19 protein-coding genes and 1 riboswitch are annotated in these 21,628 nt (G+C 57.9%); of the genes, 11 read left to right on the forward strand and 8 right to left on the reverse strand.

Features of this window, described 5'->3' with window-relative positions; all coding sequences use genetic code 11:
- The first annotated feature begins 148 nt into the window (after positions 1–148).
- The 5 genes from AC2TAD_RS16390 to AC2TAD_RS16410 all read left to right on the forward strand — a co-directional run bounded on the left by AC2TAD_RS16390 (position 149) and on the right by AC2TAD_RS16410 (position 6,474).
- Positions 149–1,987, forward strand: coding sequence for an ABC transporter ATP-binding protein (locus AC2TAD_RS16390; protein ID WP_480868937.1), 1,839 nt, complete (start codon positions 149–151; stop codon positions 1,985–1,987).
- Positions 1,984–3,816, forward strand: a complete 1,833-nt coding sequence (locus AC2TAD_RS16395) for an ABC transporter ATP-binding protein (RefSeq protein WP_480868939.1) — start codon at positions 1,984–1,986, stop codon at positions 3,814–3,816. Before AC2TAD_RS16390 ends, AC2TAD_RS16395 begins: the two co-directional genes overlap by 4 nt.
- A 48-nt stretch (positions 3,817–3,864) precedes the next feature.
- Complete coding sequence (locus tag AC2TAD_RS16400) at positions 3,865–5,088, forward strand: class I SAM-dependent RNA methyltransferase (RefSeq protein WP_480868941.1); 1,224 nt, start codon at positions 3,865–3,867, stop codon at positions 5,086–5,088.
- A gap of 20 nt (positions 5,089–5,108) precedes the next feature.
- Complete coding sequence (locus AC2TAD_RS16405; protein ID WP_170355643.1) at positions 5,109–5,894, forward strand: ion transporter; 786 nt, start codon at positions 5,109–5,111, stop codon at positions 5,892–5,894.
- A gap of 61 nt (positions 5,895–5,955) precedes the next feature.
- Positions 5,956–6,474 (forward strand): L,D-transpeptidase family protein, encoded by a 519-nt coding sequence (locus AC2TAD_RS16410; RefSeq protein ID WP_480868943.1) that lies wholly within the window; start codon positions 5,956–5,958, stop codon positions 6,472–6,474.
- Here AC2TAD_RS16410 and AC2TAD_RS16415 read toward each other — a convergent pair.
- The 7 genes from AC2TAD_RS16415 to cysQ form a co-directional block, all read right to left on the reverse strand.
- On the reverse strand, positions 6,458–7,903 hold the full coding sequence (locus AC2TAD_RS16415) for a nodulation protein NodH (RefSeq protein ID WP_480868945.1): 1,446 nt from the start codon (positions 7,901–7,903) through the stop codon (positions 6,458–6,460). The genes AC2TAD_RS16410 and AC2TAD_RS16415 overlap by 17 nt on opposite strands.
- 6 nt (positions 7,904–7,909) lie before the next feature.
- A complete protein-coding gene (locus AC2TAD_RS16420; RefSeq protein WP_480868946.1) occupies positions 7,910–9,610 on the reverse strand; it encodes a DUF5927 domain-containing protein in 1,701 nt (566 codons plus the stop codon).
- On the reverse strand, positions 9,607–10,593 hold the full coding sequence (locus tag AC2TAD_RS16425; RefSeq protein WP_480868948.1) for a glycosyltransferase family 2 protein: 987 nt from the start codon (positions 10,591–10,593) through the stop codon (positions 9,607–9,609). Before AC2TAD_RS16425 ends, AC2TAD_RS16420 begins: the two co-directional genes overlap by 4 nt.
- Before the next feature lie 136 nt (positions 10,594–10,729).
- Positions 10,730–11,797: a glycosyltransferase family 2 protein gene (locus AC2TAD_RS16430; protein WP_480868950.1), complete on the reverse strand. Its 1,068-nt coding sequence runs from the start codon at positions 11,795–11,797 to the stop codon at positions 10,730–10,732.
- Positions 11,798–11,804: 7 nt separating this feature from the next.
- Complete coding sequence (gene galE / locus AC2TAD_RS16435) at positions 11,805–12,788, reverse strand: UDP-glucose 4-epimerase GalE (protein WP_480868952.1); 984 nt, start codon at positions 12,786–12,788, stop codon at positions 11,805–11,807.
- A gap of 70 nt (positions 12,789–12,858) precedes the next feature.
- A complete protein-coding gene (locus AC2TAD_RS16440) occupies positions 12,859–13,659 on the reverse strand; it encodes a 3-deoxy-manno-octulosonate cytidylyltransferase (RefSeq protein WP_480868954.1) in 801 nt (266 codons plus the stop codon).
- Complete coding sequence (gene cysQ / locus AC2TAD_RS16445) at positions 13,659–14,456, reverse strand: 3'(2'),5'-bisphosphate nucleotidase CysQ (RefSeq protein WP_480868956.1); 798 nt, start codon at positions 14,454–14,456, stop codon at positions 13,659–13,661. The genes AC2TAD_RS16440 and cysQ overlap by 1 nt, the downstream gene beginning before the upstream one ends.
- Positions 14,457–14,578: 122 nt before the next feature.
- Here cysQ and AC2TAD_RS16450 point away from each other — a divergent pair, with 122 nt between their 5' ends.
- Positions 14,579–15,406 carry an ABC transporter permease gene (locus AC2TAD_RS16450; protein ID WP_170755481.1) on the forward strand — a complete coding sequence of 276 codons (828 nt, stop codon included), beginning with the start codon at positions 14,579–14,581 and terminating at the stop codon, positions 15,404–15,406.
- On the opposite strand, the gene AC2TAD_RS16455 is transcribed toward AC2TAD_RS16450, so the two are convergent.
- Positions 15,403–16,005, reverse strand: a complete 603-nt coding sequence (locus AC2TAD_RS16455) for an alpha-ketoglutarate-dependent dioxygenase AlkB family protein (RefSeq protein WP_480868958.1) — start codon at positions 16,003–16,005, stop codon at positions 15,403–15,405. The two genes, AC2TAD_RS16450 and AC2TAD_RS16455, sit on opposite strands and share 4 nt — an antisense overlap.
- A 213-nt stretch (positions 16,006–16,218) precedes the next feature.
- Here AC2TAD_RS16455 and dnaK point away from each other — a divergent pair, with 213 nt between their 5' ends.
- From dnaK to thiS, 5 genes are all read left to right on the forward strand, one after another.
- A complete protein-coding gene (gene dnaK, locus AC2TAD_RS16460; RefSeq protein WP_480868960.1) occupies positions 16,219–18,126 on the forward strand; it encodes a molecular chaperone DnaK in 1,908 nt (635 codons plus the stop codon).
- A 74-nt stretch (positions 18,127–18,200) separates the two neighbouring features.
- Positions 18,201–19,346, forward strand: coding sequence for a molecular chaperone DnaJ (gene dnaJ, locus AC2TAD_RS16465; RefSeq protein ID WP_480868962.1), 1,146 nt, complete (start codon positions 18,201–18,203; stop codon positions 19,344–19,346).
- Positions 19,347–19,519: 173 nt separating this feature from the next.
- Positions 19,520–19,626, forward strand: a riboswitch (TPP riboswitch).
- A gap of 46 nt (positions 19,627–19,672) precedes the next feature.
- On the forward strand, positions 19,673–20,476 hold the full coding sequence (gene thiD / locus AC2TAD_RS16470; protein WP_480868964.1) for a bifunctional hydroxymethylpyrimidine kinase/phosphomethylpyrimidine kinase: 804 nt from the start codon (positions 19,673–19,675) through the stop codon (positions 20,474–20,476).
- Positions 20,473–21,450: an FAD-dependent oxidoreductase gene (locus AC2TAD_RS16475; protein ID WP_480868966.1), complete on the forward strand. Its 978-nt coding sequence runs from the start codon at positions 20,473–20,475 to the stop codon at positions 21,448–21,450. The genes thiD and AC2TAD_RS16475 overlap by 4 nt, the downstream gene beginning before the upstream one ends.
- The gene (thiS, locus tag AC2TAD_RS16480) at positions 21,434–21,628 is read left to right on the forward strand and encodes a sulfur carrier protein ThiS (RefSeq protein WP_170355656.1); all 195 of its coding nucleotides are present in this window, start codon (positions 21,434–21,436) and stop codon (positions 21,626–21,628) included. Before AC2TAD_RS16475 ends, thiS begins: the two co-directional genes overlap by 17 nt.

Genomic DNA, 21,628 nt, shown 5'->3' on the forward strand with positions numbered 1-21,628 from the left:
ACGTGCGGCTGTCACATGATTGGAGGGATGCGAATGTATTACGGGATCTGGTTCGGCTAAAGCCGGAACACTTTGACCCGTAGGGGTGGTGTTCTGGCGCCATCTGTCCTCGCATGACCTGTTATCTGCTCAATCTGGAGCATCCTCCATGTTTCGCTATTTCGAAAACCTTGTTGACCCTTTTGTCGCCTATCAGGAAACCAACACACCACCCACGCGGCTGTGGCCGTTCATGTTGGAATACACGCGACCGTTTTATCGGCTGTTCTTTTGGGCTGCGCTGATCTCTATTATAGTAGCCGGTGTCGAAGTCGGGCTGATCTACTATATGGGCCGCGTTGTTGACCTGCTGTCCGGGTCTCCGGCCGAGGTTTGGCAGGCCCACGGCACCGAGTTGATCCTGATGGCCGTCTTCGTGTTGCTGCTGCGTCCGCTGCTGCACGTGGTGGACGTACTTTTGCTAAACAATGCGATTTTGCCCAATATAGGCACTATTTTTCGTTGGCGCGCGCATAAGCATGTGCTGCGTCAGTCCGTGGGCTGGTTCGAGAATGATTTCGCGGGCCGGATCGCCAACCGCATAATGCAGACCCCCCCTGCGGCGGGTGAGGCGGTGTTTCAGGTCTTTGACGCAATCTCGTTCTCGCTGGCCTATCTGGTGGGTGCTGCGATCCTGTTGATGGCAGCTGATCCGCGTTTGCTTTTGCCGTTGCTGATTTGGTTTGCATTGTACGGTTTGCTGGTACGCTGGACAGTGGCGCGTGTTGGCCCTGCGTCGCAGGCGGCCTCTGATGCGCGCTCGGCTGTCACAGGGCGAGTTGTGGACAGCTATACCAATATCCATTCGGTCAAGATGTTTGCCCATGACGCGCAGGAACTCGACTATGCCCGCGAAGCCATCGAGGAAACCCGCCGTACCTTCCAGATCGAGATGCGGATTTTCACCATCATGGATGCGGTTTTGGTCACGTTGAACGGGCTGCTGATCGTGGGCGTTGTCGGTTGGGCGATTGCGCTGTGGATGCAGGGCAGTGCCTCGGTTGGGGTGGTAGCGGCGGCCACCGCTTTGACCCTGCGGTTGAATGCGATGACCGGCTGGATCATGTGGGCGCTGACCAGTTTCTTTCGCCAGCTTGGCGTTGTGGCCGAGGGGATGGAGACCATTGCTCAACCCATCGATCTGCTGGATGCGCCGGGTGCCGAACCCTTGCAGCTGGGCAACGGCCAGATCGACATTCGCGATCTGTCGCACCACTACGGGCGCAAAACCGGGGGGCTGGACCACATCAACCTGACGATCCAGCCGGGCGAAAAGATCGGCCTCATCGGGCGATCCGGCGCTGGAAAATCGACCCTAGTAAAACTACTTTTGCGGTTTTACGACGTCGAACAAGGGGCGATCCTGATCGACGCTCAAAACATCGCGCAGGTCACTCAGGACAGTTTGCGCAGCCATATCGGCATGGTGCAACAGGACAGCGCGTTACTGCATCGCTCGGTCCGGGACAATATCCTTTATGGCCGTCCCGACGCGACCGAAGAACAGATGATCGCCGCCGCCAAACAGGCCGAAGCGCATGAGTTCATCCTGGATCTGCAAGACCCTCAGGGGCGCACCGGCTATGACGCGCATGTGGGTGAACGCGGTGTAAAACTGTCGGGTGGGCAGCGGCAGCGGGTGACGCTGGCTCGGGTCATTCTGAAAAACGCGCCGATTTTGCTGTTGGATGAGGCGACCTCTGCCCTAGATTCCGAGGTCGAAGCCTCAATCCAGGAAACGCTTTACGGCATGATGCAAGGAAAAACCGTGATCGCCATCGCCCACCGTCTGAGCACCATTGCTCAGATGGACCGCATTCTGGTCATGGATGGCGGCAGGATCGTCGAACAGGGTGGTCATGCTGAACTGCTGGCCAATGGCGGGCTGTACGCGCAGTTCTGGGCGCGGCAATCTGGTGGCTTTCTGAACCCCGAGGCTGCGGAATGAAGCTTGCCGACCTGATCAACCCGTTCAAAAACACCGAAACGCCCCCGCCGCAAACGCTGGGGGCGTTCATTCGCTGGTGCCTGTCGGGCGCCTGGCCGATGATCTTTGTAGCCGCGGCCTTCTCAGCCACCGCCGGCGCGATGGAAGCGGGCACGGCGTGGATGCTGGGTCTTGTGATCGACCTGACTGCGGAAACCGGGCCCGAGGGCATTCTGAGCGGCCCCGCGCTGTGGACGATCTTAGGGGTGGCGGCGTTTTTCATGCTGCTGCGTCCGGTGTTTTTCGGGCTGTCGGCCTTTTCGAACAACTACATCGTGATGCCCAACATTCCGCCGCTGGTTCTGGCCAAGCTGAACCGCTGGACTCTGGGTCAGTCTGTGACCTATTTCGACGACGATTTCGCAGGCCGGATCGCGCAGAAGCAGATGCAGACCTCGAACGCGTTGGCCTCTGTCGTGTCGGAAACGATTAGTGCGATTGTGTTTGCACTGGCCTCGCTTGTGGGCTCTTTGCTTTTGCTAGGGTCTATTCATCCGCTGGTGATCCTTCCTTTTGCCGCTTGGCTGGTGGTCTATTTCCTGCTGATCCGCTGGTATCTGCCGCGCATCCGCGTGCGGTCGGCGGCACGGGCCGGGGCGCGGGCGATGGTGTCGGGGCAGGTGGTCGACACGATAACCAATATCAAAACAGTGAAGCTCTTCGCCCATTCCGCTTTCGAGGATCAGGCCGCACGAAACGCGATGGTCGATCTGCGGGAAAAGATGCTGGCCTTCGGCAAGCTGTCGGCCAGTTTCCGGCTGATCCTTATGGTACTGGCCGGGGTTCTGCCGGTTCTGCTCTTGGGCGTCACGCTGATGCTGTGGCGCAATGGGATCGCGACAGCAGGGGATATTGTGGCGGCGGGTGCGGTCTCGATCCGCATTTCGCAGATGACCGGCTGGGTCAGTTTCACGCTGATGGGCCTTTATGCCAATGTGGGTGAGGTCGAGAACGGCATGAACACTCTGGCCAAGCGCGACCGGGTCGAGGAAGCGCCAGACGCGACCGTCCTTCGCGTGCCCGAGGGCTGGATCGCCTTTGACCATGTCAGCTTTGCCTATGGCCGCGATGTGGGCGGTGTGTTCGATGTGAATATGACCGTTCACGCGGGCGAGAAACTGGGCATTGTCGGCGCATCCGGCGCGGGTAAATCAACCTTGGTTTCGCTGCTACTCAGGCTCTATGATGGGGAAAAAGGCGCGATTTCGATTGATGGGCAGGATATCAGCCAGGTCACTCAGGACAGCCTGCGCAGTCAAATCGGCATGGTCACGCAGGAAACTGCGATGTTCAACCGATCCGCGCGCGAGAATATTCTGTACGGCCGCCCGGACGCGTCCGAGGAGGATATGATCGCAGCCGCTCAAAAAGCCGAAGCGCATGAGTTCATCCTGTCGCTACAGGACGCCCATGGCCGCACAGGATATGACGCGCATCTGGGTGAGCGGGGGGTGAAATTGTCGGGCGGGCAACGGCAGAGGATCGCTCTGGCCCGCGCCATTCTGAAGGACGCGCCGATTCTGGTGTTGGATGAGGCGACGTCGGCATTGGATTCCGAGGTTGAGGCGTCGATTCAAACCGCGTTGCACCGGGTGATGCAGGGCAAAACCGTGCTGGCAATCGCGCACCGCCTGTCAACGCTCAGCGAGATGGACCGGATCGTGGTTCTGGATCAGGGCCGGATCGTGGAAACCGGCACCCATGAGGCCCTGTTAGAGCAAGGCGGCCTGTATGCCCGGTTCTGGCATCGCCAGTCCGGTGGGTTCATTCAGGCAGAGGCGGCAGAATAAGGGCCCAAAGGGCTTTTGTTGCGCGCAAACCCCCGGTATCAGGCCCCCATGACGCAGCAATTCACCATAATCCGCCTTGGTCATCATGGCGATGGCATCGCCGAAGGCCCTGTCTATGCCCCGCGTACCCTTCCGGGTGAGGTGGTTAGCGGCACGGTGGACGGTCAGTTTTTGCAAGATATCCGGGTCGAAACCCCCTCGGACCAGCGTGTCAAGGCGCCGTGCCGCCACTACAAGGCGTGCGGCGGGTGTCAGCTGCAGCACGCGTCAGACGATTTTGTCGCTGGGTGGAAAGTGGATGTGGTGCGCAACGCGCTGGCCGCGCAGGGGCTCGATGCGCCGACGCGGCCCATTCACACCTCGCCGGAACGTTCGCGCAGGCGGGCCACCGTCGCCGTGCGGCGGACGAAAAAGGGCACGCTTGCGGGATTCCATGGACGCGCGTCTGATACCATCACCGAGATACCTGATTGTCACCTGCTGGATCCGGACCTGATCGCTGCGATCCCCGTGGCCGAGGCGTTGGCCCTGTTGGGTGGCAGCCGAAAGGGAGTTCTGGCCGTTACCCTGACCCTGTCCGAGGGCGGGCTGGATGTGGCCGTGAAAGGTGGTAAACCGCTGGACGGCCCGCTGGAGCTGGCCCTGGCGCAAGCAACCGAGAAACATGGCCTCGCCCGTCTTAGTTGGGACGGTGAAGTCATCGCCATGCGCCAACCCCCCGTTCAACGGTTCGGCAAAGCGGCGGTCGTCCCGCCCCCCGGCGCGTTTCTGCAGGCCACGAAATACGGAGAACAGGCTCTGTTACAGGCGGTTTCGCAGGCCACGCAAGGGGCAAAGCGGATCGTTGACCTGTTTGCGGGCAGCGGAACCTTCTCTCTGCCGCTGGCGGAAGCCGCCGAAGTGCATGCCGTCGAAGGCGAATCCGCCATGACCGAGGCACTGGATCAGGGCTGGCGGCGGGCGCAGGGCCTCAAGAAAGTCACGACCGAGGCGCGCGACCTATTCCGCCGCCCTTTGATGCCCGATGAGCTGAAATCCTATGACGCCGTGGTCATCGACCCGCCCCGCGCCGGGGCCGAGGCGCAAACTGCTGAGCTGGCGCAGGCCAAACGTCCGGTGATTGCCTATGTTTCGTGCAACCCGGTGACTTTTGCCCGCGACGCAAAGACGCTGGTTAACGCGGGATACACCCTTGAATGGGTACAGGTGGTTGACCAATTTCGATGGTCGTCCCACACCGAACTTGCCGCCCGGTTCACCCTGAACCCCTAACCGCACAGGAGACCATCCCAATGGGGATCACTCAGCGCCTGCTGACCATCATCGAAGCCCCATGGTTTGGGAAATTCATCACCGGGGTCATCCTGTTCAATGCGGTGCTTTTGGGGATGGAGACCTCACCCACGCTGATGGAGGCTGCGGGCCCCCTGATCGTAACTCTGGATAAGTTGTGTCTTGCGATCTTTGTGGCTGAGATCGCGATGAAGCTGGTCGCAACGGGCCGCAGGTTTTTTACAAGCGGCTGGAATATCTTCGATTTCATCATCGTGGGCATCGCTCTTGTCCCGAGTGCGGGTGCCCTGTCGGTGCTGCGGGCACTGCGAATTCTGCGGGTGTTGCGGGTAATATCCGTTGCGCCGCGCCTGCGCCGAGTGGTGGAAGGCTTCATCTCGGCGTTGCCGGGCATGGCCAGTGTGTTCCTACTGATGGCGATCCTGTTTTATATCGGGGCCGTGATCTCGACCAAACTGTTTTCCTACAGCTTTCCCGAGTGGTTCGGTGATCTGGGTCTGTCGGCCTACACGTTGTTCCAGATCATGACGCTGGAAAGCTGGTCGATGGGTATCGTCCGCCCGGTGATGGAGGTGTACCCCTATGCCTGGTTGTTCTTTGTGCCCTTCATCATGGTCACGACATTCGCCGTGGTGAACCTGCTGGTCGGTCTGATCGTGAATTCGATGCAGGATGCCCACCATGCCGAGGATGAGGTTAAAACCGACGCCTACCGCGATGAGGTTCTGGAGCGGCTGGAAAGCATCGAGCGCCGTTTAATTGAGCACTCGGACATCAAAAAGTGATTTCAGTTTTTGCCGATTCTGGCATAATCCTTGAAAAAAACAGAGCAGCAGGCAGTGAAACATGGATCGTCGAGCATTTGGAATGGGTGCTGTAGCAACGCTGGGCCTTTCGGCCTGCGCGTCGGCCAGCCCAAGGTTTCTGACCTATGACGGGCCCGAGGTCACCTCATTAGTGATCAACAAGGGTGCACGTAAACTTTATCTTCTTCATAACGAACATGTCCTGAAGGAATACAAGGTCGACCTTGGCTTTGCTCCGCGGGGCACCAAGACCAAGCGCGGTGACGGACGCACGCCGGAAGGCACGTATCTGATTGATCGCCGCAATCCCAACAGCCGTTATCACCTGTCGTTGGGTATTTCCTATCCCAACTCGCAGGATGTGGCTCAGGCCAAGGCGGCCGGTGTTGATCCGGGCGGAGACATCTTTATCCACGGCCAACCCAACAAGCGGGCCGAGCGTAAACGGGCAAAGAAAACAGAAGATTGGACGGCGGGTTGCATCGCGGTCACTAACGAAGAGATCGAAGAGATCTATGCGATGGTGAATCGCGGCACGACTATCACGTTGCGCCCGTAGCCGGTTTCCATCCTCCGAACCCGAATTGCATATAGTCGCGCTGGTAGGCATCCTCTGCCAGCGTTTCGAGTGTTTCGTCGTAAATTTCGGCCAATGTGAATGGCGCGTCATCGGGGGCTGTATCCGGCATGGGTGGGGCATCATGACCCATCTCTCGCACCAGATCAGGAAGCGCTTTGGTCATTTCATCTTCGCGTAAGATCAGATCGGGCAGAGCGAACGACGCCATCCCCTCAAGGACTTGTGCCTGACTGCACCAGACGCCATCCACTCGAACAGGGGTTTGCCCGGCGAGGTTTTGGCGCAGAAACACCAGAAACGCGCTGAACGCTTCATGGTGTTGATCCAGTGAATAGGTTTCAGCGCGCACATGTCCCGGGATCGGGATTTTGAACCGGTTGCGCAGTATGTTGCGTATCTTCAGATAGGCGCCAGGTTCGGTACTGAGGATGTACCTGCAAAACACCGAATGTGCGCGGGCCAAAGGATGGCGCACAACGGTGAACTTACGATGCCCTTTGTTGGACTGAAGCCAGTGCCGGGTTTGCTTGCGGTTCTGGTTCGTCAACAGATCCTCGGGCGACACCCCGTCGAGTTTGGCCAACCACGCCTTAACCCGATCCTCGACACCTCCGCGAACTGGCAAATACATCACTCGCGTGTTCGGTGCTGCAACGTAATTGGCGACCGCCGGACCTCTTCGAGGTTCAAAATTGGGTGTGCGATGCAGATTGAAATAGTCCAGCCCGTGCAGGGATTGCTCGGTCTCGTCAGGGTTGGTGACTTTGGCCAGAGGCGGCTCGGGGTTTTGCGGCTTGAGCGTGTCGTCGATCCGGGACAAGCGACTTTCCACACCTAACCACTTGGCCAGACCGTTCAGAGTTTCAAGACGATGCAGGTCATCATACGAGATGTAGAAGGCCGTTTGGCCGCTTGCCTGCAAATGGTGCAGCAAAAACAGCTGAAAATCCTGCTGCTGGTCCAGATAGTCCCTAAAGCTGTGAGGATCGAATTCAACCTGAGCTTCGCGCCGGCGTTTTACGTTCTTTAACTGCCATTGCTTGGTTTCCCGCGCTATCTGCAGGGAAATGAAACTGTCCAACGGATTACGCGTCAGGATGATCTTGGCGCAACGGGGATCGCTCAAAACAGGCTCTAACACGCGGGAATCATGCCCTTGGAAAAAACGAAACCCATTCATTTCGCCGGGTGCAATCCTGATTGCTTCCAGCAGGCGTGACGGGTCGGCGTCCCGTTCGTCCAACGAAATGTCCAAAAGCGTGTCCGATTTAACGCGTCCGATGAAATGGGGATTGAACGCCTCGCCATGGCTTGTGACACCATCCAGTGCGTTCAGGTTCGCCTCGAGCAGGTTGGAGCCGGTGCGCATGGCGGCAAGGATGACAAAATAGTCGAAACGGGGCTGCATAAGTGGTCACTGCACCAGATAGGGTTTGTGATAGGGTCTTGTCCGTTTGCCGAACACATCATCAGCAGGAAAATCGCCCATCAGGTAAGGGTGCATTCCTTGGTTTTTTAGGTTCTGCAGAAACTGTCCAAAGCCGCTCAGGTCAACCATCGTCGGCGCGGTCGTCAGGTGGGCTTGGGTCTGCATTCCAATTTCGTCTGCCACAGTTTGCAGGGGTTCCATGGGGGATTCGACGAATTCAGCCAGTGACCACGTTCGTACCCGCGCTTTGGTCCAGACCGAGTTCAGAACCTCGAGCTGCTTGGTTTCGATCTGCTGAAGGCGCGCGGCCTCGGCCCGGATATCCGAAAAATTCATATTTGACCGAAACAGAGATATGGCCCACGCCCCGGTCACGACCGAAATCTGAGCATTCTTGTCGCGCGCCAGAAACCAATTAAGCGACTGCGTGTCGCGAGGTCCGTATTGAAAACACTGGCGCTCGCCGCGCGTGTTCCAGATCAGATTAGACAGGAAGGCGGTTGGGTTATAATCCCGCAAAGTCGCGCAGTCGCTGAGTGCGCCATTCGAGATCGTCTCACCCCCCGAAAACTGGGCACGTTCCGGGGCAAAGAGATGGCCATGGACGCGTGCACCAGTCGTATCCGTCAGCCAGCTTTCAAAATCGTCGAACAGTTCCGTAAAGCCCTGAAACACTGAGTAGGGAAAACACGTCAGACCGTTCTCGCTGCCATGCCGGGGAAAGCGGCTTTGCATGTACAAGCCATCCCGCCCGCGCGTGCGACGCTCGACCGCTTTGGAAAACACTCGGTCGATCTTGCCGGGGCTTGGCTCAGCCGGAGTGACTGCGCTGCTCTGTTTGGTCAGAAAGGTCTGATACAAGCGGTCGGCATTGCACCAAATCTTGCGGGCCACAAAACAATCGGACCGCCGTAAAAGCTGTAAATGGTCGTCGTAGAATATATGCGGACGACCTTGGAAATCGAACTTGGACAAGGTCAATGACCGGCTTTCGATATGTGTGGAATACAATCGGGCGAGTGTTTGGAAATAGCTTTCGTCCGGGATCCACACCCGCCGGAAATAGCGATCATAGACCTTGCGTTTGGGGTCTTGCAGAATTGCGGACAGGGTCTGGCGTGTCAGACACCACCATTGGCTACCCATATGCGGAACCAGCCCCTCGGGAATGCTGCGACGCATTCCCAGTGCGCGTTGCAATTTGACATAGGCATCAAACAGTTTGCGATGCCTGCGCCATGAAAACGGAAATCGCAGCGTAAAGCGTTCCTGATCCAGGCCGCCAATTGTCCAGCTTACGTCTGCCGTGGTTGCACTTTCGATGAAATCCACTCTGGGGCGTTGCGCGAGGTACTCGATCAGTTCAGGTACTGGTCGCAAAGGTAGGCAAGCGCCCGAGGACAGGTAAACATGGTGAACATCTGGGAACGCGTCCAGCATCAGTTCGGCCCCTGCCTGCGACGCCTCGACAAGACCCCAACTGCCCCACGGACATTTGTGACGTCTGGAGAACCGGATAAGTGGATTGTCGTCACAAGAAGCCACAAAATCGGAAAAGACCTGATCTGACACGTTCTGATCCACGTGGATCACGACGGGGCATCCCGACGCCGTCCAATGCCGCGCAACCTGCTCGGCCCGGTGCAGAGCCGTGTGTACCAGCATGACGACGCCCAGATTGCTCATGCCCAGTTTCCCTTGGACATAAGACCCAGAATCTCAAGCTGTCGCCAGTTGATGTACTTCTCGGACCACGTGCACCAAAAGACGGGCTGCTCGTCCAGGCCCTGCGCATAAGCCTGATATTCGCCGGATTTGCGATAATGCTGGCGACGGCCCATTTCTTCGCGGGCTTTTTCGCCCAGCGTATTGATCAGTTTTGCGTGCAGCAGCGCGCCGCTGGCCTTTTCGCCGCCCCATTCGTCATAGACCTGGTTCAAACCTCGTGGCAGCAGCGAATGAGTCGAGCTGACATAAGCATAGCGACGATCCCATTTCACCAGCGGGATTTTGTTAAGCGCTGGCGCCTTTGACGGGGTATCGCGAAAGAACACCCGTGCCCGCGGCCCGCCTTGAATCCATAGATTCCCGTATTCCGGGTTCCGGGTGATCATGTAATTGCCGGAATCGAACCAACGGGCAATTTCGAACGGATCCTGCCCTTCGGTATAAACCTGTGCATCGACCGGGCCACGCGGGTACATATCCAGCAGCATCGTGCCAAAGCTGCGAACGGCGCATCCGTCCAGCCAATCTGTCAGTGCCCGCAGCGGCCGCGTGTCGCAAAACGGGTAGATAAAAAACTCATCCGGGTCCACGGTCAGAACCCAGTGTCCATGGGCATATTTGCGCAAAAGGTAGTTCGACCAATCTATCCCGAAGGTCGCGCGCCGATAGCTGGCGTTTGTATGCCAGACCGAAACATCCGGCTGCGCGGCCAGGAACTCGGCCGTGCCATCGTCACTGTCATTGTCCACGAAAAGAAAATGGTTCACACCCAGCTTACGATAATATTCCAGAAAATAAGGAAGGCGGATTTTTTCATTCCGCACCACGCTCATCAGCAGGGTGTCGCGGCGTTTGATCTTACCAGTGTTGTTCGAGACGGTCGAAAGATCGCGTCGTTTTCGAGCGCAGCGCAAAATACGGCGCTTGCGCCGCAGTCTCATTCGGTAAGAATCCAACAGGCTCACGTGACCGCCCAACCTTTTGATTTACGCGAGCATCCCCGGGGCCTGGATGTGCCAGAGTGGTGCCGGGTGATTGTCGAGTTATGCCATTTTTTCATGTATCAAAGCAATGCATTTACAAGTCGTTAGCCCCAGTGGCGGTTTCCCACTCAATTAGACCCATCAGTTTGGCTTGTTGCAACGTTTTCCAACCCGTGTAGCGTGCGGATTGAGAGGTCCAGAGAGTCGGCCGATCGGCTATCCCGTCATAGTAGTCACCAAATTGATCTGGATCGTGGAAATGCTGTCGGCGGGTCTTTTCGGACTGCGACTTTTCGACGATCTCGGGCAGGAATTTCGTATGCAGCAATACCCCGGATGGGGTTTGGTTATTCGGCCCGTTGTAGGTGGCATTCAAGTCTCGGGGTAATGCGGAATGGCAAGAGTTTACAAAGGCATACCGCCGCGACCAACGTATTAGTGGAATCTTGTTCAGGGTTGGGGATCGGTCCGGCTTATTTGAAAAGAACATGCGCTCCCGCACACCGCCCTGCACCCAGAGATTACCTAAAGGCGACTGCCTTCGTGATCTGTAAGGCGCCGGATCGAACCAGCTCAGCAGGTCGGTTGGGTCGGTTTCAGAGTTATAAGGTTCGGCACCCAGCGGGCCTTTGGGGTACAGGTCCAGCATCAAAGCACCAAAAGAGCGCTGTCCCCTTGCGTCCAGCCATGCGGTCAGGTCGTGCAAGGTCCGGGTGTCGTAGTCAGGATAGACAAGCAGTTCATCGGCATCCACCATCAAGGTCCAGTGCCCGTGACCATAGCGCATTTGCAACCATGTCAGCCAATCCAAGCCGAAGCGCGACGCACGATAGCTGGCCTGCGTTTGCCATAGCGAAACATCCGTTTGGTCGCGCAGCAGCTCGACCGAGCCGTCATCGCTGCCATTGTCCACGATCAGAAAGTGGTCAACACCCAGCGCGCGATAACGGCGCAGGAACCAGGGCAGACGGGTGATCTCGTTGCGCAGAGTGGTAAAGGCCAAAATTGCGTCTTGTCCGATCCCAGCAGTCCGGTTTGCCAGGGCCGTTAGATCGTGGCGACTGCGAAAGGATCGCCACAACAGCCGCCTCCGTTTCAGCCGCAACCGATACTTCTGCGTCCAACTGATGGGCGGAAGGTTATCGGGTGCGGGATCGGTCACCAAAAGCTCATTTCTCGTAATTGCCGTTTTGGTGCCACCGCCAAGCGTCGCCAATCATAGTCTCTAACGTGGATCTTTCCGGCGACCAGCCCAGTTCCTCCCCGGCCCGGACGGACCCTGAAACCAGTTTGGTGCAGTCTCCAGCCCGGCGTGGGCCGATGGAATAGGGCACCTCGCGGTTGGTGACGGCTTTGGAGTGGCCGATCACCTCCATCACCGAAAAGCCCGAGCCGGTGCCCAGATTGAACACCCGGCTGCCCTTGCCCTGTTCCAGCCAATTCAGCCCCAGCACATGGGCATCCACCAGATCGCAAACATGCACGTAGTCGCGGATACAAGTCCCGTCGGGCGTATCATAATCGGTGCCGAACACAGTCAGCCCGTCGCGCTTGCCGTCAATGGCATCCAGCATCAAAGGGATCAGGTGGGTCTCAGGGCGGTGGAATTCGCCCACTTGGCCATCGGGGTCCGCACCCGCCACGTTGAAATAGCGGAAAATCACGTGGTTCAGCCCATGCGCGGCTTCGAAATCCCTCAGGATATCCTCGATCGCCCGTTTTGAGGCCGCATAGGCGTTCAGCGGCAATTGCGCGGTGTCTTCATCGAGCACCACATTGTCGTGCTCGCCGTAGGTCGCGCAGGTCGATGAGAACACAAAGTTCCGGCAACCCGCGGCGACCGCGGCTTCGATCAGGGATAGCGAGCCGGTGACGTTGTTGGTCCAGTATTTACCAGGCTCGGACATCGCCTCACCCACCTGGCTGAGGGCGGCGAAATGCATCACGGCGGCGGGTTGGTGCTTGGCAAAAACCTCATCCAGCCGGGCGCGGTCCAGCAGGTCGCCCTGTTCAAAGGGCCCGAATTTCACCGCGTCCTGCCAACCGGTGATCAGGTTGTCATAGGTCACAGGTGTATAGCCGGCCTGCGCCAGCGCCTTGCAGGCATGCGATCCAATATATCCGGCCCCGCCGGTGACAAGAATATGCGTCAATTCAGTATCCAGTTTTCGAAACCGGGCGTGTTTAGTTCCTGTTGGATAAACACGCCAGCGGCCGTTTTATTCAATCCAGGCCCATCTCGGCCATCATCTGTTCCAGCTTGGGCACGTCCTGCGGGTTGTTCAGCTCCCAGAACTGGCGGCCTTTGGCCTCAACCTCGACGCACAGAACTTTGCGGCCGTTTTCCATGAAGCGCAGCTGTTCAAGCCCCTCCAGCTGCTCCAGCGGGCCAACGGGCCAAGTGGGATAGGCGGCCAGCGCATCGGGGCGATAGGCATAGACGCCCACATGGTGAAACACCGGGGTGTCGTCCGGGCCCGCATAGGTCTGCGCGGTATAGGGCACCACCTCTTTCGAGAAATACAGCGCGCTGTGATCGGCGGCGAACACGGCGGTGGTGCCACCGACCCGCCCGTGTTTGCGGTCGTTCAGCAGGCTGTTGAGCGCATCGCCATCGCAGCGCAGCACCGGTGTGGCGACCCCGGCATCGGGCGCGGCGCGCAGGCCCGCGATCAGATCCTCGACAAACCAATGCGGCGTCAGGGGCGCGTCGCCCTGCAGGTTGACCACAATGTCAAAGCCCGCGCCCAGATTGGCATGGGTTTCGGCGCAGCGTTCGGTGCCGTTCTGGCAAGTGTCCGAGGTCATCACGACCTCGGCCCCGAACGCCTCGGACGCGGCGCGGATGCGGTCATCATCGGTGGCGACAACCACCTTGTCGATGCCCGACACCGAACAGGCCGCGCGCCAGGACCGTTCGATCAGGGTCATGGCTTTGCCGCTAGCCCCGGTCAGCGGTACCAGCGGTTTGCCCGGATAGCGGGTCGAGGCGTAGCGGGCGGGAATAGCGATGAGAACAGACATCAGGCCTCCTTCAGCTCAACACCCGGAGCGTAGGCGATGAAGAACGGGTTTGCATAGCCGTCCTTGCCGTAGGTCAGGGGGGAATTATCGTCGAACCGCACCACGTGTCCGCCCGCACCGGCCAGAACAGCGTGGCCTGCGGCGGTGTCCCATTCCATCGTACGGCCGACGCGGGGGTAGAGGTCTGCTTCGCCCGTTGCGACCAGACAGAATTTTAGCGACGAGCCCGCGCTTTTACTGTCCTTGACCTGATATTTGTTGATGTAATCCTCGGTCGCCTGATCCCGGTGCGACTTCGACGCCACGATCATCAGCGCCGAATTGTCTGGTTTAGAGACTGATATCGGTGTCACATCCCCCGCTTGTGCCTTGTCCAACGTGCCGGTTTCCTCGACCGATTGGCCATTCGGTTGGGTATAGAACATGCGCCCTTTAGCGGGTGCATAGACAACGCCGCGCGTCGGCACGCCATTCTCGACCAAAGCGATATTTACCGTGAAATCGCCGCGCCGGTTGATGAATTCCTTGGTCCCGTCCAGCGGGTCAACGATCAGGAACGTTTCGCCTTTCTCCGAATGCGAGGCGGCCTGTTCCTCGGTCACCAGCAGAATATCGGGAAACGCAGCGCGCAACCCGGCCGAAATCAGAGCGTCTGCAGCCTCATCCGCTTCGGTCACGGGGCTGGCATCGGATTTGACTTTGACGTCGAAATCATCTGCCTCATAAATCTCCATGATCTTGTCGCCAGCTTCCAAGGCGAGGCGTCGAATGACAGGGATGAGGGCGTCGTAGGTCACAACAATGCTCCGTTCCAGTGATTTGTTGATCGAAAATTCTGACGGCCTTATGATGCGCCGGTTACGGAACGGCAAGAAATTCGTGGCAAATTGCAGGCGATTCAGCGGGAAAGAGTGCGTACGTGTTTTATTTTGAGCGAAATAAATCGCTGGTGGGCGGTGCATTTACCACACTTGAGCTGATCTATCATGCGGTCGTGCGCAGCATCCGTTCGCAGCGGTCGAATGCTGTGCTGGCCGTAATTATGAACATTGTGCAAATTCTTGCGCTGGTCACGGTGTTCTATCTGATCATGACCTTGGTCGGTAAAATTACGGGTGTTGCAAAGATTCGCGGTAACCCGATCCTGTTTTTGTTGTCCGGGGTATTTCTGTTTCTGACCCATGTGAAGTCTGTCAGTGGTGTGTCTGGGGTTTCAACGGGCAACAATCCGATGATGTTGCATTCTCCGATGAACATGATGGTATCGCTTTTGGCAGCGGCCTTTGGGACATTATACACTCAGCTCGTTTCGATCCTGGTGATCCTGTTTGTATACCACGTCGCGATCGAACCGCTTGAGGTGCAAGATCCTGGTGGTGCGTTCTATATGCTGGTTTTGGCATGGTTCACGGGATGCGCTGTAGGCGTTGTGTTCATGGCGCTGAAGCCTTGGCTGCCAACTTTTGTGTCCATTTCCTCGACCGTGTACCGGCGTATGAACATGATTTTCTCGGGCAAGATGTTTGTAGCAAACAGTTTGGGAGGGTTTACTTTATTGATGTTCATCTGGAACCCGCTGTTTCACATTATTGATCAGTGCCGCGGGTTTGTGTTTCGCAACTACTTTCCGCGCAACACAAGTTGGGAGTACCCGCTGTGGGTCGGTCTTGTCTTGCTGCTGATCGGGCTGCTGGGCATTTTCTTTACACGCCAGCATATCTCGCAAAGCTGGGGTGCCCGCAGTTAACGTGCGACACGCAAGGTCAGATTGATCCGCCCCCCTTTGGGCAGCAACCGGGATGAACCGAACCTAATTCGGTCTATGCCATGATAGGCCAGGCGCGCAGGTCCGCCCATGATTACGACATCACCCGAGTTCAGCCAGATCGACTCGGTCTTGCCGCCGCGGGTGGTGTTGCCGATGCGAAACAGCGCGTCGTCACCCAGTGAGACAGACAGAACGGGCCATGAAAAATCCGCCTCGTCCTTGTCCTGATGAAGCCCCATGCGCGTTCCTTCGCCGTAGTAGTTGATCAGGCAGCAATCGGGATCGCGTTCGGATGATGCGAGGTCCCGCCAGATATCAAGGATGGGGTCGGGGATAGCAGGCCATGACATGCCTTTAGGGTGCAGATCCTGATACCGATATCCCGCTTTATCTGATACCCATCCCAAAGATCCGGCGGATGTCATGCGGACTGACATTTCCTTGCCCGAAGCCGTAGTTGGTCGAAACAATGGCGCAGATTTCAGAATCGGCCGCAGCAGATCGACCAGTTGCGCCTGAGCGTGCCCGTCCAGATAAGCTTTTCGTATATCGAAATCGCGCAAAAGCAGCCGTGCCATCCAAGATTCCCCAATCCTTGCCAAAACCTTGCAAAAAAGGCCACAGATTCCCGAAAACCTGCGATTTACACCGCTTGCAGGCTTTTGGTCTCGCCCTTATATACGCCGGGACGCGTCATGGTGTAGGGCCATTGCGCAATTGAGATCGAGGCAGGGATGCCATAACGGGTCCCGGCCTCGGGACATCGCCTTGAAGAGAAAGGGATCGAACATATGAGTAAAGTAATCGGGATTGACTTGGGAACCACCAACTCGTGCGTGGCTATCATGGACGGCTCGCAGCCGAAGGTCATCGAAAACGCCGAAGGGGCGCGGACCACGCCCTCGATCGTCGCCTTCACCGAAGATGAGCGACTGGTCGGTCAGCCTGCAAAACGTCAGGCGGTCACCAACCCCGACAACACGATCTTTGGCGTCAAGCGTCTGATCGGTCGTCGCGTGGATGATGCCGAAGTCGAAAAAGACAAGAAAATGGTGCCGTACAACATCGTCAATGGCGGTAACGGCGACGCGTGGGTCGAAGCCCGCGGTGAAAAGTACTCCCCAAGCCAGATCTCGGCCTTCACTCTGGGCAAGATGAAGGAAACCGCAGAAAGCTATCTGGGTGAGGAAGTCACACAGGCGGTTATTACTGTTCCCGCCTATTTCAACGATGCTCAGCGTCAGGCCACCAAAGATGCCGGTAAAATCGCCGGTCTGGAAGTGCTGCGGATCATCAACGAACCGACAGCGGCTGCTCTGGCCTATGGTCTGGACAAGGAAGAAACCCAAACCATCGCGGTTTATGACCTTGGTGGCGGTACCTTCGACGTGACCATCCTGGAAATCGACGATGGTCTGTTCGAAGTCAAATCGACGAACGGCGACACCTTCCTGGGTGGTGAAGACTTTGACATGCGCATCGTCAACTACCTGGCGGATGAGTTCAAAAAGGAACACGGTGTCGACCTGTCGCAAGACAAGATGGCCCTGCAGCGTCTGAAAGAAGCCGCTGAGAAAGCCAAGATCGAGCTGTCCTCGACCTCGCAAACCGAAATCAACCAGCCGTTTATCTCGATGGGTGCCAACGGCCAGCCGCTGCACATGGTCATGAAGCTGACCCGTGCCAAGCTGGAATCGCTGGTTGGCGACCTGATCAAGAAGTCGATAAAGCCTTGCCAGGCGGCCCTTAAAGACGCGGGCCTGTCGGCTGGCGACGTGGATGAGGTTGTTCTGGTCGGTGGTATGACCCGGATGCCGAAAGTGATCGAAGAGGTCACCAAGTTCTTCGGTAAAGAGCCCCACAAAGGCGTGAACCCGGACGAAGTGGTTGCCATGGGCGCCGCTATTCAGGCCGGTGTTCTGCAAGGCGACGTCAAAGATGTGGTTCTGCTGGACGTGACCCCGCTGTCGCTGGGTATCGAGACGCTGGGCGGCGTGTTTACCCGCCTGATCGACCGCAACACGACCATCCCAACCAAAAAGTCTCAGGTCTTCTCGACGGCCGAAGACAACCAGAACGCTGTAACCATCCGCGTGTTCCAGGGTGAGCGTGAAATGGCTGCGGACAACAAGATCCTGGGTCAGTTCAACCTCGAAGATATCCCACCCGCACCGCGCGGCATGCCTCAGATCGAGGTGACCTTCGACATCGACGCCAACGGCATTGTCTCGGTTTCGGCCAAGGACAAAGGCACCGGCAAAGAACAGAAGATCACCATTCAGGCCTCGGGCGGTCTGTCGGACGACGATATCGAAAAGATGGTCAAGGACGCCGAAGAGAACGCGGAAGCCGACAAGGAACGCCGCGAGCTGGTCGATGCCAAGAACCAGGCGGAAAGCCTCATCCACTCGACCGAGAAGTCGATGGAAGAGCATGCCGACAAGGTCGACCCGACCACCATCGAAGCCATCGAACTGGCGATTGCCGCGTTGAAGGACGAGCTGGAAACTGAAAACGCCGACAAGATCAAGTCTGGCATTCAGAACGTCACCGAAGCCGCGATGAAGCTGGGCGAAGCTATCTACAAGGCGCAAGCTGAAGATGGCGAAGATGAACCGGCCGCAGCCGATGCCGCACCGGGCGATGATGACATTGTCGACGCCGAGTTCGAAGATCTGGACGACGACAAACGTAACTAACGGCTCACCGGGCCAATTCGGGCCGGTCCGTTCTCCGGGCCGGCCCATTTACGTTGAGGCAGAAGGACATACTGATGTCAAAACGCGACTACTACGATGTGCTCGGCGTACCCAAGGGCGCATCGGCGGATGAGATCAAGAAGGGTTTTCGCAAGAAGGCCAAGGAATTGCATCCCGACCGCAACAAGGACAACCCGGACGCTGAGGCCCAGTTCAAAGAAGCGAACGAGGCTTACGACATCCTGAAGGACGCCGAGCGCAAGGCAGCCTATGACCGTTTCGGCCACGCGGCCTTTGAAAACGGCACCGGTGGCGGCCGTCCTGGCGGCGGCTTTGGTCAGGGCGATTTCTCGAGCGCGTTTTCCGACGTGTTCGACGATCTGTTCGGCGATTTCATGGGCGGCCAACGTGGCGGAGGCGGTGGACGTCGCGCGGCGCGCGGCTCGGACCTGCGCTATAACTTACGCGTGACGCTGGAAGAGGCGTTCTCGGGTCTGCAAAAAACCATCAACGTGCCTGCCGCTGTGGCCTGCTCGGCCTGTGATGGCTCGGGTGCGGAAGGTGGTGTAGAACCCACGACCTGCCCCACTTGTTCGGGCATGGGTAAGGTCCGTGCGCAGCAGGGCTTTTTCACGGTGGAACGCACCTGTCCGACCTGTTCGGGTCTGGGTCAGATCATCAAGAACCCCTGTAAATCCTGTGGCGGTGCGGGTCGCGTGGAAAAAGAACGCGCCCTGTCGGTCAATATTCCGGCTGGTGTCGAAACCGGTACGCGCATTCGCCTAGCGGGCGAGGGTGAGGCTGGAATGCGGGGTGGTCCTCCGGGTGATCTGTACATCTTCGTCGAAGTGTCGGACCATAAACTGTTCGAGCGTGACAGCGTGAACCTCTATTGCCGCGTACCTGTCAGCATGGCCAAAGCAGCCCTGGGTGGGTCGATCGAAGTCCCCACCATCGATGGCGGGCGTGGTCGCGTTCAGATTCCAGCTGGCAGCCAGTCTGGCCGTCAGATGCGCCTGCGTGGTAAAGGTATGCCCGCGTTGCGCGGTGGCGGTGTAGGGGACATGTTCATTGAACTTGCGGTGGAAACGCCGGTGAACCTGACAAGCCGCCAGAAAGAGCTGTTGAAAGAGTTCGACGACTTAGGTGAAGACAACCACCCAGAGTCCAAAAGCTTTTTCTCATCCGTCAAATCTTTCTGGGATGGAATGAAGGGCTGAAAAGCAGGGTAGGGGGCTCTGCCCCCGCCGCCCGTTCCGGGCGACTCCCCCGAGATATTTATAGCCAGATGAAGCAGGGGATCCGAACTTTATCTGGCCACAAGTAGCTCGGAACGTGAGGCAGAGCCTCGCAGAATCCTCTTGATTATTTCTCGCGTGCCTGAAATGTTCCGCACCAACCGTTGGGGTGCCTCTTGTGAGGGGCTGAGAGGTGCTATTGCATCAACCCATCGAACCTGATCCGGGCAATACCGGCGGAGGGAACGGTCGCCAAATTATGGACGTTTTCTACGCCACGATTGCCCAAGATAATCTGGAGCAACGATATGGCGTCTATTGCCTTGACGATAGCAGGTTCGGACAGTGGAGGGGGGGCCGGCATTCAAGCCGACCTCAAGGCCATGTCTGCTCTTGGAGTGTATGGCGCCAGCGTGATCACGGCGATCACGGCGCAGAACACGCGGGCGGTGACGGCTGTTCACAGTATTCCGTTGGATGTGATTGCAGCACAAATTGAGGCCGTGCTTAGCGATCTGGATGTCGGGGCGATCAAGATCGGGATGCTAGAAACTCCAGAAATTATCCGAACCGTGGCTGACAGTATCACTGGGTTCGGCGGTCCGATTGTGCTCGACCCGGTCATGATCGCCAAATCGGGTGACTCCTTGCTGGCTGAGGACGCGGTGCAGACATTGCGTGATGTGTTGGTGCCGTGTGCTTCTGTACTGACGCCGAATTTGCCCGAGGCGTCATGTTTACTGGGCTTGTCGGACGCGGAGACTACAGAACAGATGATCGAACAGGGGCTTGGGCTATGCGACCTTGGGGCTCAGACCGTATTGATGAAGGGGGGACATGGAAAGGGTGACGTCTGCCACGATCTTTTGATGGATCGGACGGGCTTGATCGCTGAATTCTCGGCCCCCCGCCGTCAAACCAAAAATACGCATGGCACCGGGTGCACATTGTCTTCTACGGTTGCGGCGGGATTGGCGAAGGGGTTGTCAGTTCCCAACGCAGTCGCGCAGGCGCACGAATACCTGCAGGGTGCGATTGCACAAGCAGATCGTTTGAACATTGGGCATGGTCATGGGCCGGTGCATCATTTCCACCAGTTTTGGCCTGCGTGACGATCTGGTCGGTCATAGGTTCGGGCGTTGCTGGTTTGGCTGTGGCCAGTGAATTGGTCTCGCGCGGGGCACAAGTGCAGGTTTTTGACCCCGGCGGGCCACCCGGAGCGCATGGTTGTTCTTGGTGGGCCGGTGGGATGCTAGCCCCATGGTGCGAGTATGAAAATGCTGAAGAGCCAGTGATGCGTTTGGGGCAGACCGCGTTGGATTGGTGGGCCGCGCGGACTCAGGTGCAACGGTGTGGGACGTTGGTTGTGGCCAATCCGCGCGACTTGCCTGATTTACGACGATTTGCGCGTAGGACTGAAGCATTCGTCGAAGTCGATCAATCTGAAATCTCTGAGTTAGAGCCTGATTTACATGATTTCCCCAAGGGTCTGCACTTTGCGCAAGAGGCACATCTTGATCCGCGTCAAGCGCTGCATGACCTGTATCGACAGTTGCAGAATCAGGGCGTTGTGTTCCACCGCAAGCTTGCGCCTTCGCGGTTGGAAAACGCGATTGACTGCCGGGGGCTGCACGCGCGCGAGGTCTTGCATGATCTGCGAGGTGTGAAGGGTGAGATGTTGGTGATCCGCTGCCCCGAGGTCACTTTGACCCGGCCGGTGCGGTTGCTGCATCCCCGGATGCCACTTTACATCGTTCCGCGTGGTGGTGGCGTCTACATGCTGGGTGCGACGATGATCGAGAGCGAGGACAGCAGCCGCATCACCGCGCGGTCTATGCTGGAACTGCTCAGCGCGGCTTATGCGTTGAACCCGGCCTTCGGCGAGGCCGAGGTGCTGGAGATTGGCGTCGATCTACGTCCTGCCTTCCCCGACAACCTGCCGCGTATTCGGCGGTTGGGGCACATGATTTACGCCAACGGTCTTTATCGCCACGGCTATCTACTGGCCCCGGCGCTGGCGCAGGGTGTGGCCGATCTGGCGCTTGAAAATAAACATTCGGAGATGGTCGATGAAGATCGTGCTTAATGGCGAGACCCGAGAAATAACGGCTCTGACGCTGGCGGAAATGTTGGTTGAATGCGGATTCTCGGGCCGGGTCGCAACGGCGGTGAACGAGGAATTCGTTCCTTCGAGCCTGCGCATTGCGCACGAACTGGTAGATGGCGACCGGGTCGAGGTCGTCGCACCGATGCAGGGGGGCTGA

The sequence above is a fragment of the Ruegeria sp. HKCCD7628 genome (assembly GCF_057221005.1).

What these genes read in the sequence shown, in the direction of transcription:
- AC2TAD_RS16415 (WP_480868945.1), bottom strand. Translation starts at nt 7,903, where the DNA reads ATGCAGCCCCGTTTCGACTATTTTGTCATCCTTGCCGCCATGCGCACC.
- AC2TAD_RS16455 (WP_480868958.1), bottom strand. Translation starts at nt 16,005, where the DNA reads ATGGCACGGCTGCTTTTGCGCGATTTCGATATACGAAAAGCTTATCTG.
- AC2TAD_RS16440 (WP_480868954.1), bottom strand. Translation starts at nt 13,659, where the DNA reads ATGTCTGTTCTCATCGCTATTCCCGCCCGCTACGCCTCGACCCGCTAT.
- AC2TAD_RS16425 (WP_480868948.1), bottom strand. Translation starts at nt 10,593, where the DNA reads ATGAGACTGCGGCGCAAGCGCCGTATTTTGCGCTGCGCTCGAAAACGA.
- AC2TAD_RS16410 (WP_480868943.1), top strand. Translation starts at nt 5,956, where the DNA reads ATGGATCGTCGAGCATTTGGAATGGGTGCTGTAGCAACGCTGGGCCTT.
- thiD (WP_480868964.1), top strand. Translation starts at nt 19,673, where the DNA reads ATGGCGTCTATTGCCTTGACGATAGCAGGTTCGGACAGTGGAGGGGGG.
- thiS (WP_170355656.1), top strand. Translation starts at nt 21,434, where the DNA reads ATGAAGATCGTGCTTAATGGCGAGACCCGAGAAATAACGGCTCTGACG.
- AC2TAD_RS16395 (WP_480868939.1), top strand. Translation starts at nt 1,984, where the DNA reads ATGAAGCTTGCCGACCTGATCAACCCGTTCAAAAACACCGAAACGCCC.
- AC2TAD_RS16420 (WP_480868946.1), bottom strand. Translation starts at nt 9,610, where the DNA reads ATGAGCAATCTGGGCGTCGTCATGCTGGTACACACGGCTCTGCACCGG.
- dnaK (WP_480868960.1), top strand. Translation starts at nt 16,219, where the DNA reads ATGAGTAAAGTAATCGGGATTGACTTGGGAACCACCAACTCGTGCGTG.
- AC2TAD_RS16390 (WP_480868937.1), top strand. Translation starts at nt 149, where the DNA reads ATGTTTCGCTATTTCGAAAACCTTGTTGACCCTTTTGTCGCCTATCAG.
- AC2TAD_RS16405 (WP_170355643.1), top strand. Translation starts at nt 5,109, where the DNA reads ATGGGGATCACTCAGCGCCTGCTGACCATCATCGAAGCCCCATGGTTT.
- AC2TAD_RS16400 (WP_480868941.1), top strand. Translation starts at nt 3,865, where the DNA reads ATGACGCAGCAATTCACCATAATCCGCCTTGGTCATCATGGCGATGGC.
- dnaJ (WP_480868962.1), top strand. Translation starts at nt 18,201, where the DNA reads ATGTCAAAACGCGACTACTACGATGTGCTCGGCGTACCCAAGGGCGCA.